Annotated in this window: 10 protein-coding genes; 1 reads left to right on the top strand and 9 read right to left on the bottom strand. The window is 44.7% G+C overall.

Features of this window, described 5'->3' with window-relative positions; all coding sequences use genetic code 11:
- Positions 1–38: 38 nt before the first annotated feature.
- Both PODO_RS07105 and PODO_RS07100 read right to left on the bottom strand, forming a co-directional pair.
- The gene (locus tag PODO_RS07105; protein ID WP_036675792.1) at positions 39–485 is read right to left on the bottom strand and encodes a V4R domain-containing protein; all 447 of its coding nucleotides are present in this window, start codon (positions 483–485) and stop codon (positions 39–41) included.
- 182 nt (positions 486–667) lie between these two features.
- Positions 668–1,849, bottom strand: coding sequence for a sensor histidine kinase (locus PODO_RS07100; RefSeq protein ID WP_038569398.1), 1,182 nt, complete (start codon positions 1,847–1,849; stop codon positions 668–670).
- A 284-nt stretch (positions 1,850–2,133) separates the two neighbouring features.
- Between PODO_RS07100 and PODO_RS07095 the strand changes: the two genes are divergently transcribed.
- Positions 2,134–4,065, top strand: a complete 1,932-nt coding sequence (locus PODO_RS07095; protein WP_244886435.1) for an ATP-dependent DNA helicase — start codon at positions 2,134–2,136, stop codon at positions 4,063–4,065.
- 66 nt (positions 4,066–4,131) lie between these two features.
- Here PODO_RS07095 and PODO_RS07090 read toward each other — a convergent pair whose 3' ends face one another.
- The 7 genes from PODO_RS07090 to PODO_RS07060 all read right to left on the bottom strand — a co-directional run bounded on the left by PODO_RS07090 (position 4,132) and on the right by PODO_RS07060 (position 12,078).
- Entirely contained in the window at positions 4,132–4,902 is a 771-nt protein-coding gene (locus PODO_RS07090) for an ABC transporter permease (RefSeq protein WP_038569396.1), read from the bottom strand.
- Entirely contained in the window at positions 4,903–5,661 is a 759-nt protein-coding gene (locus PODO_RS07085) for an ABC transporter ATP-binding protein (protein WP_036675796.1), read from the bottom strand.
- 76 nt (positions 5,662–5,737) lie between these two features.
- The gene (locus PODO_RS07080) at positions 5,738–6,604 is read right to left on the bottom strand and encodes a pentapeptide repeat-containing protein (protein ID WP_038569394.1); all 867 of its coding nucleotides are present in this window, start codon (positions 6,602–6,604) and stop codon (positions 5,738–5,740) included.
- A 14-nt stretch (positions 6,605–6,618) separates the two neighbouring features.
- Positions 6,619–6,948, bottom strand: a complete 330-nt coding sequence (locus tag PODO_RS07075; protein ID WP_036675798.1) for a PadR family transcriptional regulator — start codon at positions 6,946–6,948, stop codon at positions 6,619–6,621.
- Positions 6,949–7,113: 165 nt separating this feature from the next.
- Positions 7,114–8,397, bottom strand: coding sequence for a hypothetical protein (locus tag PODO_RS07070; protein ID WP_038569393.1), 1,284 nt, complete (start codon positions 8,395–8,397; stop codon positions 7,114–7,116).
- A gap of 265 nt (positions 8,398–8,662) precedes the next feature.
- Entirely contained in the window at positions 8,663–10,393 is a 1,731-nt protein-coding gene (locus PODO_RS07065) for a family 10 glycosylhydrolase (RefSeq protein ID WP_038569392.1), read from the bottom strand.
- A 38-nt stretch (positions 10,394–10,431) separates the two neighbouring features.
- The gene (locus tag PODO_RS07060; RefSeq protein WP_038569391.1) at positions 10,432–12,078 is read right to left on the bottom strand and encodes an extracellular solute-binding protein; all 1,647 of its coding nucleotides are present in this window, start codon (positions 12,076–12,078) and stop codon (positions 10,432–10,434) included.
- Between the last annotated feature and the right edge of the window lie 10 nt (positions 12,079–12,088).

Here is a 12,088-nt window from a genome sequence, read left to right as displayed (position 1 = left end):
AAAATCGAAAGGTCGCTTACTCGCATTTATATATGAATTTAATATTTGACGAGATATTCGCAATATTCATCCCCATTAACATTACATTTTATTTCCCGGACGGAAACCCGCTTTCCACGAATTTTAGTAAGTGCTCCTTCAATAATGGCCCCCTCCAGGTCACAAACCATTTTTCCTTCCATAATAGGTAACCCTTCGCAGAAACAATCGTGTACTGCAATCGTCATCCCCTTGTCATCTTCATGGGTTATTATAGGAATCCCTATCTTCAATTCTTCGAATAACTCGAATAGTTCATTAACCGAGGTAACACCAAATTCTTCCCCAATTTTTCTTCCTATAGTCAACGTTGTACCCTTACCATTCATGGGTAACGCTTGATATAAACCAATCAGTCTAATCGTTCTGAAAAGCTCTAAAGGTACGACATTACCTAAATTTTTTCTCTTTATTTTTTTCATATCTGTAAAAGTAAATTGATCCATGCCAGTAACCTCCAATTACTTATGTAATTTATATTTCAAATTTAATTGATATATTGAGTATAAACGTATCCAATAATTGCTTTGTGATCTTACGCACATCCTGATTTTTTGTAGAACTATAACAAAAAAAGCAACTTCCCAGTTGGCAAGTCGCTCCTTCATTCCTTAGATGCAGCAGCATCTCAAATATGATAATCATAAACCCAAGGCAAAATAACCTTCACGCTAGTTCCAACCTGAACCTCTGAATCTACCTTAATATGCCCCCCATACATTTCAATTAATTGTTTACAAATCGATAATCCAATCCCTGTCCCTTTTTGCTTGGTAGTAAAGAAAGGGTCAAATATCCGTTTTAATTTATCCTGTGGAATTCCTTCTCCATTGTCTTTAAAGAGTAGAATAATTTCGTTTGTCTCAGCAGCTGTGGTAACAGAAATATCTATTCTGCCTCTAAAAGCTGTGAAGGAATCGATACTATTTTTCAAAATATTAAGAATTACCTGCTCTAGCTGAGAGGCGCTTCCAAACGTTAGTACTTTTTCTAAAGAGCACTCTACTGAAAGTATAATATCATCACTAAGTATGAGTTGATTCACAATGTTATTAACTCTATGTATAACCTCCATAACGTTAAATACTACGCCGTTATTTTTTGTACTGTCACCTTTTCGAGCCAGTATTAGAAAGTCCGTTACTAATCCATTCAGAGCATCAATCTCTTTGATGGTGATATCCAGATATGCACGCAATTCATCCGCTTTGATCTCCGGCTCATTTAGCCTGATATTTACAAGCTGAGCAAAACCTTTAATCGAAGCTAGCGGATTTCTTATTTCATGCGCCATTCCTGCTGCCATTTGTCCCATAACAGCAATTTTTTGTTCATGTAAATTGTCAATCTGTTGATTTTTATTAGACAAATAACCTTGTGCAAAGCCAGTAAAACGGGTCCAGTTGCATTCCATTAAACGATTATAAAAAAACAATCGGATCGCGGAATCATCTACAAACTCTTCAATGATCTTAAACATAATATTCTGAGCGGTTAAATTTAAATCCTTGCTCATATCAAGTAAAATATCAAAATGATCACCGAATATTTCTGCAGTATAAACCCCTTGCTCAGCCCCCTCTTTTTCTAGCAGGTTTAAGTATTGATCGTAACCAAAAGAATCAAAAAACAAGGCTTCTACCATACTCATTAATATCGTACTGAATGATGAATCTAACAATTCCTTATGCGCCTCTACAAACCAGGAGAATTCGATGTTTTTCATAGTCATAGAATGATAATGCCTGTTTAAAATGATTGGAACTGCTAAGGTTAATGACGAACGCAATTCATTTTCTTTGTATGACATTTTCATCCTCCTTCTTTGTAGTTTGTATTCAAGATATGTGTATATTTTCCTGCTTCAAAAACACAGTAATTCACTTTGCTTTAATCACTATATTATATTCTGACACTTGACTGTTAGAGTAGCATCGAAGATAATTACAACCTCACCAAAAAAACTATAATTAGGAAGATCATTGATTTTGAAAAGGGGCGGTCGTCATTAGCTGGTTAAGTGATCTCTATAAATTACAGAAGCAGGAGCTAAAGAAGGACATCGAGCCCTCTTTAGTCAATGCTATCTTTCGAATGTATGATAAATTCCCCAGGATTGGACTTAAAGAGCGGATCGGCCAGCAGGATATGTCTCTAGATATCGCTGATGCCTATATAAATGGTCGTAACGCGATGATTGAAGCTGGAGTCGGTATCGGCAAGTCCTTTGCCTACCTCATTCCCAGCCTGCTTATTAACCAAATCTCAAGGCAACCGGTTATTATTGCGACATCCTCCATACAACTTTCAGAACAAATACATAAAGATCTGAGATTCATCGGAAGTCGTCTCGGATTTACAAGGGTACGTTCGGTAGTTGGAAAAGGCATGGGGCAGTATGCTTGCCGGTATAGGGCAGCAGATCTGTTCCAAGCGGATGATTCAAACACTCCTCTGTCTGCGCTTGCTCAACAGATTGTGAATTATGAAATTGATGAGCGGGCAGATATTAAGGGCGGGGTTAGTGATGCTGTATGGTCTAACGTTTGTGTGAATGATTGCAAATTTGAACGTTGCCATTATAAAAGTACATGTACGTTTTATGAGATGAGAGCTAAAATTAATGCCAACGCGAGCGACATGGATTTTATTATCGTAAACCAGGATCTGCTCATCCGTGATTTAATCAAGAAAAAGGAAGGAACGAAGGGGTTAATCACCGAACGGCCGGCTCTGATCGTAATTGATGAAGCGCATAATCTGGAAGCAAAGGTTAGAGATGCAAGAACGCTCGAATTTACTTACCGGGGAACCTGCCGTATTCTGGATGACGCCTTACAGATTCTCTTCAAGCAATCTGCCGATACGGAGCTTATGCCGCAATTTAAATTTATAAAAAGATGCGTTGGCCATATTTTTAAACAAGTAGAGGCAGACTTACTGCAAACAGCCAAGCAGGACAATGACCGTATAAAAATATCGCAGATCACAGGAATCCCCTTAAGACGAGCGGCACAGGTTTTAAAAGATTTTAATCTCAGCCTTTCCGTCTTAACTTCACGGCATGAACGGGAGATTGACAATATTTTTGAAGCCATGAACGGACTTATCGACCTCTTTGATGTACTCGCCGGAGTAGAGGATAACTATCTGATCTGGGCAAGTAATACCCAGCGGGAGAGTACCCTTAGTATCTGCCCTAAAGGGATAAGCCAGTTTCTGAAATATACCTTATTTAACGGGAAAACCTCAGTTATTTTAACGTCAGCAACCATGTGTCAAAGCGGAGAAACGCTGGAGGAACAATACGCTTATCTCACTGAGTCCCTCGGTTACAGGGGAGATTATATGGAGCGCCAAGCTTCACCGTTTGATTATGACAACCACACCATGCTGTATATTGCCAAGGACATCCCCTACTATAACCATCGGCGGCGGGAAGATTATCTTGAAGCGGCATACAAGGAAATGATGAGGCTCTGTAATTTAACAGACGGGCGGACATTAGTTCTTTTTTCAGCTAAAGAGGATATGAAGTATATTCATAAGAAGTTAAACTCTGAGAAGCTTGCATGGGCATTACATGTTCAAAGGGAAGGCTCGTCCCAGGACGGGGTGATCGCTGACTTTCGGGGCAGTAAAGGCGTTCTACTTAGTACCGGTGTATTCTGGGAAGGTGTGAATATCGAGGGTTCCGATTTGTCGCAGTTAATCATTTTCCGTCTGCCTTTCCCTGTTCCTGCCGATCCTGTCTATGAATATAAGACTTCGATGGCAAAGAATCCCTTGAAGGAGGTTTTTGTACCGGACATGCTGCTTCGGTTAAGACAAGGAACCGGGCGCCTGATCCGCAGTGAAACTGACCTTGGTGTGCTCAGCATACTTGATTCCCGCCTGTCCATTGCCGCCAAAAAGGATTACCGGGATCAGGTACTGGAAGCCTTACCTTTTAAAAAGGTTACTGAGGATTTCAAGGTTCTGGAGAAGTTTGTGAAAGAAAAAGGGATACAGCTTAGTGATACGTAGAGAAATGAAAAAAAGCAACCCATCCGCAGACAAGTCGCTTCTAAATCCTGTAACGTTATCTGGCAATTAAACAACTTTATGTTTGTATACCCGCATCGCTAATAAATACGCAACTACTAGAATGGCTATGCACCATATGATGGCTCCCCAAATATCATTGCCGACAGGCTGCCCCATCAGGAGGGAGCGAACCGCCTCTACTATAGATGTAACGGGCTGGTTTTCAGCAAAGGCGCGAACGACTGGCGGCATCGATTCGGTAGGCACAAAGGCCGAGCTGATGAAAGGAAGGAAAATAATCGGATAGGAAAAAGCAGTCGCGCCGTCCACCGATTTTGCGGATAGTCCAGCAATTGCCGCGACCCAAGTTAGAGCCAGCGTAAACAATATGAGGATGCCAGCAACCGCCAGCCATGAGAGCACTCCTGCCGATGAACGAAACCCCATAATCAATGCAACAAGAATGATGACGCTAACTGAAATCGCATTGGATATCAGGGAGGTCAGCACATGTCCCCACAGCATGGTAGAACGTGCAATCGGCATAGAATGGAATCTTTGAAAAATCCCTTTTTGCACATCGTTAAACAGGCGGTAAGCCGTATAAGTTACACCACTTGCAATAGCGATCAGTATGATCCCGGGCAATAAATAATTCACATAGTTATCCGTACCCGCCTGGATGGCCCCACCGAACACGTAAACAAACAACAGCATAAATGCAATTGGCATGATAGTTACCGTGATGATGGTATCCATACTGCGGAGAATATGGCGCATAGAGCGTCCAAGCATTACACTCATGTCACTGAAAAAGTGCTTCTTAATCATTTCCATTTACTTTCCCTCCTTTTTGCCGATGATTGCGAGGAATATCTCCTCCAGCGTCGGCTGCTTTTCAATGTACTCAACTTTTGCGGGCGGGAATCGCTTTTTTAGTTCTTCGAGTGTACCGCTCGCAATAATTTTACCTTCATGTAGAATGGCGATTTGATCAGCAAGCTGCTCTGCCTCTTCCAAATACTGCGTCGTCAAAAAGACAGTCGTACCGCCGTCGGCAAGCTCCTTAACCATCTTCCATACATCAATCCTTGCCTCAGGATCAAGTCCAGTGGTTGGTTCGTCGAGGAAAATAATCTGCGGTTTTCCAACAAGACTCATCGCGAGATCTAATCTCCGGCGCATCCCGCCTGAATAAGTGGATACCTTGCGATCCGCGGCATCGGTCAAAGTGAAGCGTTCCAGCAGATCGTCCGCAACTTGACGCGGATGCTTCTCATGGCGGAGCCTCGCAATCATGATCAGATTTTCCCGGCCGGTCAGAATCTCATCCACGGCGGCAAATTGACCCGTCAGGCTGATGGACTGGCGTACATAATCAGGCTTTGTGGCGACATCGAATCCGTTCACTGCAGCAGTCCCACCATCTTGATTTAGCAAAGTGGTGAGGATTTTGACAATGGTGGTCTTGCCTGCGCCATTGGAGCCAAGCAGGGCAAAAACGCTGCCCTGCTCCACTTCAAAATCCACCCCCTTTAAAACTTGAAGCTGTCTGTAGGACTTTTCCAACCCAACCACTTTAATGGACTTGTTCATTGCATTCCCTCCTCAAGGTTTTGTTAGCATATCTTCATGGAATTCTCCCCGCAAAACTCACTTCGGAAGCTCCGGCTTATAGGACTGTAACCTTTGTCAAATCAGCTTCCATGCCTTTGAGCGCAGCGAAGGTCAACTTATCCATCATTGCACCGTCAAAGTTGATCGTTTTAATTGCACGATAAAACTTCTTGGATAACGAAAACCCGGAGAGGAATGACACATTTTTTAACGTCGCACCTCTAAACGAAATATCGTTCAGCGCCGACTTTTCAAACTTGACCCCGATAAAGGTCTGGCCGTCAAAACATAATCCCCGCAGATCTGAGGTTTTAAATTCCACACCGTCAAAGATACAGCTCTCAAAGATTGTTTTCGTAAGATCAGTCGTACACAGCTTGACGTCGGTCAGTCTTGCACTGATAAATTTCGCCCCTGTAAGTCCTGATGAGCTAAAGTTGGTGCGAACAAGAATAGATTTGTGAAAGCTCGCATTTGCCAGTTCAATGCCGGACAGATTGCAGTCGGTGAGATTAGCGCTGTCGAACTTGGCCTCGCCTACGTCACTGCCCGCGAAAGAACTGCCAGTCAAGTCAGCGCCTGTAAAATCGGAACCCCGCAACGCGCTCACTTTAAAATCCCCTTTATGGGCGGTAACGCCTGCAAAATCGCTCTTCGATAAGTTGCTCGCCCTAAAGCTCGTCACCACCTGCCGCTCAAGTGAACGGGAGAGATTGGCAACCTCCTGCACCGTCTGTTCAATGTCGCCGATGCTGTCTATCGTCATCTTAAACGCCGTTTCATCATCCTTGCCTTCAGCCTTGAGTTCACTGAACCGCTCCTGCAAATCGGAAAGGAGGTCACTCTTTAATTCAGCAACGCTTTTTATCCCGTCATAGGGTGCGAATACGCCATTTAAATACATGTTTAATTTCTCATTCATATTATCAAGTCTCCTTATAATAAGTTTTCAAGCACACGCTTTGCATACTCCCAATTAGTCTTGTTATTGGCGTAAACAGCTTTCCCCTTCTCGGTAATCCGAAAATACTTCCGTCGTCCCCCCTGAGACTCATCCCCCCAATACCATTCAATGTCACCGTCTGCCTCAAGCCGCCGGACGCTGGAGTACATCGTAGCTTCTTTTAATTCATACTCGCCTCCGGAACGCTCAGCAATCAATTTGACGATTTCATATCCATAACGATCGGCTTCGGACAAGAGCCGCAATACCATCGTATCGGTATGTCCTCGCAGCAGATCGGATGTGATTTTGTTCTCACTCATTTCATCACCTCATAATCGCATTGTATATCATACTACTGTGACAGTCAAGGTACTTTGATCATCATGTTTATACAAAATAAAAAAATGCCGTCCTTAGTTGTCTAAGGCAGCATTTTTCTTTTTAAGTCTGAAGTTCCAATCTACGCTAACCAGAAATAAGTTGATTTACGTCTGCTGGTAATTCACAGCTACCTGCAGGCAACCCTCACACAAAAATGCATAATAAATCCCCTCGCTGTCCTCGGCCTGTTCCATGTCCATTTGGGCAATAAACTTCATCGTCTTCGAACAGCAAGGGCACACAGGATATTCCGCATCCTGAATCCAAGCCGGATGTCCTCCAATCTGCGACGCAGGCGCCTCAAGCATCCAATATGAATTTTCATAGGTTCCCATCTGTCGTTCCGATAGCTGCATGGCATGCCATGCTATTTCTTCCCTGTCTTCATTTGCAGGCAAAAAATCAGGAACGGTATTATATTCACTCCACGAATATTGGCCATCCAGCTCCGCTTTCATAAACACGGTGCCATAACAATTACAATGCATGCAAGCTGCAATCCTTAACCGCTGGCCGGAAAGCTTCATAAATTGAACCAGTGGATTCTGCAAATCGTAATCAAACAGCACTGTCAACTTACCGCCACACCAAGGGCAGGAATGCTCACCCGCCTGTAGCGCCGCTACCGCCGTATGATCCCGATCCATCCCATTTTTTCCGTCCCTGTTTACTTCAAAATGATAACTCTCGGGGTAAAAAAGCAGCCTTTTCCCACCGTCGGGATCTAATTCCCATCCTGCTTCGTGAGCATAGCTTTCCGGAGACACATTTAACTCCGATGTCCATCGAGGCGGATGCTGCCGCCATGTCTCGAACTGCCGAACAACCTCTTCATCACCAATCCAGGCCATTGCAAGCAGCAAATGATTACGGTTTTCCGAGTCATGCTCTAACTGATGAATGATCTTATCACGGATCTCCTGACCCGCTTCTTTATAGAGAATGCCGGGATAATACTTCCCGTTAAGAAAAAAAGCCTCCAGCCCCCGTTCAATGTATGCACTTGAAAAACATATAAGCGACAGTAAAATGGTTTCAGCCTGGTCAAAATCATCTTCTTCCATCAATTCAATGGCGTAGGTTTCCAATCGCTCCCTTTCGCTTTCAGTCAGTTGACGATATAACTCTTGCGCGGTTTTGTGATAGGGAATTACGTGTTCAAGCGGGCTCAATCTCCGCGGTTTGTGCATGATTTTAAGAATTTCAACCGGATCATTCACACCTGCGTACAAATCAATGTCTTTTCGATTTTGTTCAATATAAGCCTTTTCCTCCAGCGCAAGCTTCCTCTGATGACAGGGCATGCAGATTCCACCTGTCTTTAAAGCAGTTGCAGGAAGTATGCTTCCCTTGCAGCCTGAGGTTTGGCAGGGTATACGCTCGCTCATCGTATCTCTCCTATTCTGTATAAGTTATTCTCAAAGACTATTATTAATAAGCTAAACTGCATTATAGAATTAGCTATATTATAGAATTAGCTGCATTAAATATACCACCGGATTTAGCAGCTTTAAATTCATTTCAGATTTCAATTGGATATATCCCCCACCATCACCTTATACCGAAATAAAAAAGGTTAACCAGATATTTCTGGTTAACCTGATAAACGAAAACTCCCCCGGATAAATAAGAACCGGTGCCCTTGTATTAAGCTTAATCCGTAATCTTCACATTTCCAAACACAGCCTTATTCCTCGAGTCATCCCCAGGATTGCTAAGTGCTATGCCAATATACACCTTGCGGTTCATCGGAATCTGAACAGTTCCGACCGTTTGCCAGTTATTCCCGTTCGTCGAAATAGCCCCTTTGAAGGTATTTCCACTTCGGGTCAGCTTTAGCCATCTTGGAGCCGAGGCAGCCGCAGTCTGATCAACCATATTGCCGGCAGTCTCTGCACGATACTGGAAGGTTGCCCCATTTTCGGGGGTAAGCATCATATCTGCATGCTTCGAATTATGACCCAGCGACTCCCGAATCATAATGCCGGCCTTGGCCCAGCCGTCCAATCGGCTAGTGGACTGCACTTTAACAATAATCTCCGCATTGCCTCGCACGGATTGGTATATATAATTTAGTTGATCTCCATTTCCCCAAATATCCGTAGAGCTGCTGCTGAGTGTAAATTGCTTATTGGAAGAATTGTAGGTAACGTTCCCCGGCATGGAACCGATATTCCGCGCCTTCCATCCTGTTGGTAATTGAGCCGGATAGTCTTGTTCTACCGGAGGCGTCCAGCCTGTCGTAGGCCAGGTTTCACGTTCTTTGATATTGGCTAGCTCATCTTCTGGCCAGGCCCCGTAAGCAAAGAACGACAGACGCTTCACACCTGGATAATTCTCGCGGATTCCCTTGTAAATCTCCTGATATTGATCATCTGTCCAGTCATTATCCAGCGTCGCAACAATTTCCACGTCACTGCCGCTAATCCGGTCGCTCGTATCCTTCAGGATGCCGTAGGAAGTGCTGTATACCCAATCACTGTTGAACTCCCAGTCATCAAAGTACGCCATTGGTGCAACAAAGTCGATATCATCCTTGAATTTGGCTACATTCTGCCCAACTTCAATGAATTCTGGCGGCAAAATATACACGCCGAGCTGCACATCCGGCTTCGAGGACTGGGTGATATCCTGACGGATATCGCCCACATACTGTCCAATTTGATCGGTCCTCCATTCATTCCACTGCTCTCTCTGAGGAGAATCCGTCTCGAAGTCAATGCTGAGCGGTGAATACCCGAACTGCGCCTGATACTTCGTAACCGTGTAATCACTGACGTCCATGTTGTAATTGTCGAAGCGGATCCAATCCAGCACAACGCCATCCACATCATAATTCTCGATCACTTCCTGAATAATGGAACGCTCATACTGCTGCACTTCATGGTGAATCGGATTGACGAAGTATTCGTTGCCGTTAGAACCTGTAAACGGAGTCTGAACCCCGTCAACCAGCGCCTGCATCTGCCATTCATCGTGCTCCAGGAAGGCCTGCTGATCATGGAACTGCGGAATCCAGGCATGAACCTTGATTCCTGCAGCATGGGCTGCCGTAATGACAGCCTGCAGGGCGTCGAAATTCTGGTAGCCTTGGGCAATTGGTGCGATATCACTCTGATAAAATACACTTCCAGACGGAACCTCATCATCTTCATCCTGCTTCACGTTCATGCTAATAACATCGACGCCATAGCTTGTAGACATCGCGATGAAATTCTGGACATCCGTCATGTTCTTAAACTGGTTTACGGTCCGTACAATAACTTCCGTTTCGAAAGGGGGGTTACTCTCCTCGGCCATAACAGGAACGGAACCACCGGCTATCGAAGAAACCAACACGATGCTTAACAGTGCTATGAACCTCGAACTCAACGCAAATGCCATAATCTCGCCTCCACTAGTATAAGATTTTATAAATAGTCTTATTTCGTCGCGTTGATTTTCTTAACATTTTCCTGCCATTTTTCGGTTCTGAATTCAAGCAGCTTAGCCAGCCCCGCTTTTTCGGTGTTCTTTTTAGCTGTCTCCAGCGCCGACAGCACCGCTTCATCCGACTTCGCCTGAACCATCTGGGCGTAAGCAAGGGTATAAATATCCCCGATATTCTGTGCGATGATGCCGATTTCCGTATCCGGAATCGGATCGGTATTTACAAACTCCGTGATATCCAACGCGGTTTTCCAGGTCACCGTGGACTGCGCCACGGTCTCCCAGGATTTCTGGTTCGCGGAAAGCAGCGCCTCGAGGCTCATTTTCGCCGTATCAATAAAGGTTGTATTTCCCGCCCAGTTAAAGTCCTCGAATTTCCGCATCGTTTCCGTGCGCTCGTTAGCAGGAGTCGTCTTGTATTTCTCGTTCGGGATTGGCGCTCCGTCCGCATCCTCTTCATCCCAGTACAAGCCTTTAGGACCGAAGAAAAGCACCTTCTGTCCCTCCGGACCCGTAATCCAGTCAAAATAAGCGAAGATGGCCTCTGGATCCTTGGCCTTTTTCGTAATGACATTAACGTTCCAACCCAGCGTCTCAAAGCCGCTTACAAACACTTGTGTTTTGTCTAGACCGGCTTTATGAATCGGCCATATAATCTCATAACCGCTGTCCGGATTATTCGCTGTCAGTGCCCGGTGTCCCTCGGCTCCATACGTAGTGATATTGGATTCGACCATGACTGCTACCCGGTTGGTATTGACCTTTTCTTTGACCGCATCCTGGGTTTGCTGCAGAGCATCCTGCGTAATCAGCCGTTCACGATACAGCTTATTAATATACAGCACCATCTCCTCGTAAGCGGGATCGTCCAAGATAGATGACAGCTTGTCGCCATCCGGATATCCCATGAGTGAAATGAACTTACTGGTGGAGTTCTCCTTAAAACCACCATACATAATTTCCAGACCTGCCCCCTTCTCCCCAACCTCCAGAGGTACTACATCCGGATACTTTTCTTGCACCTTAAGCAAATATTGATACAAATCATCAAAGGTCTCCAGCAACGGTCTGCCGAGTTCGTTATAAATATCTTTATTCACCATCCATCCGCCGTTGCCGAATTGCCCGGATGTATACCAGTTCGGAATTTGATAGATTTTCCCGTCTTCTGAACGGAGCAAATTCAGGGTGGATTCCTTCACATATTTCTTGAAGTTCGGATACTTCTCATAGTAATCATCCAGCGCAACGAGTTGTCCTGCCTGCACCAGCCGTTCCACTGACGATCCCCGGTCAGTAAAAATGACATCCGGTAAATCACCGCCGACGATCATCGTGTTGAGCTTTTCTCCGGCCGCTCCTCCGGATTGTATGGGTTCAACAGTAACCTTACGGTTCTCCTGAATCCATTTTGTCGCCTCATTATCCCCCCATGGTGATGTCGTAAGCCAGTCATAGTTTCCATAGAAGCTGAAGGTGACGGGCTTGATCCCGCTGCCGTCATCTGTGGCGGCCTCAGTATTCAGATTTTTCTCGCTTGTGGTTGGTGAAGTGTTAGAATTTCCTCCTCCGCTACAGGCAGCGAGAAGAAGCACCAGTGAAGTCAGCAAAAGAGATACCCATTTCATACGATTGCGCATCTTTTCCCTT

The organism is Paenibacillus odorifer (genome assembly GCF_000758725.1).
GTDB classification, from domain to species: Bacteria; Bacillota; Bacilli; order Paenibacillales; family Paenibacillaceae; genus Paenibacillus_AQ; species Paenibacillus_AQ odorifer.
This window is presented reverse-complemented; position numbering and strand designations above follow the sequence as displayed.

Bases quoted from the DNA above. Each gene is read 5' to 3' on its own strand.
- PODO_RS07105 (WP_036675792.1), bottom strand. From the start codon at position 485: ATGGATCAATTTACTTTTACAGATATGAAAAAAATAAAGAGAAAAAAT.
- PODO_RS07100 (WP_038569398.1), bottom strand. From the start codon at position 1,849: ATGTCATACAAAGAAAATGAATTGCGTTCGTCATTAACCTTAGCAGTT.
- PODO_RS07095 (WP_244886435.1), top strand. From the start codon at position 2,134: ATGTATGATAAATTCCCCAGGATTGGACTTAAAGAGCGGATCGGCCAG.
- PODO_RS07090 (WP_038569396.1), bottom strand. From the start codon at position 4,902: ATGGAAATGATTAAGAAGCACTTTTTCAGTGACATGAGTGTAATGCTT.
- PODO_RS07085 (WP_036675796.1), bottom strand. From the start codon at position 5,661: ATGAACAAGTCCATTAAAGTGGTTGGGTTGGAAAAGTCCTACAGACAG.
- PODO_RS07080 (WP_038569394.1), bottom strand. From the start codon at position 6,604: ATGAATGAGAAATTAAACATGTATTTAAATGGCGTATTCGCACCCTAT.
- PODO_RS07075 (WP_036675798.1), bottom strand. From the start codon at position 6,948: ATGAGTGAGAACAAAATCACATCCGATCTGCTGCGAGGACATACCGAT.
- PODO_RS07070 (WP_038569393.1), bottom strand. From the start codon at position 8,397: ATGAGCGAGCGTATACCCTGCCAAACCTCAGGCTGCAAGGGAAGCATA.
- PODO_RS07065 (WP_038569392.1), bottom strand. From the start codon at position 10,393: ATGGCATTTGCGTTGAGTTCGAGGTTCATAGCACTGTTAAGCATCGTG.
- PODO_RS07060 (WP_038569391.1), bottom strand. From the start codon at position 12,078: ATGCGCAATCGTATGAAATGGGTATCTCTTTTGCTGACTTCACTGGTG.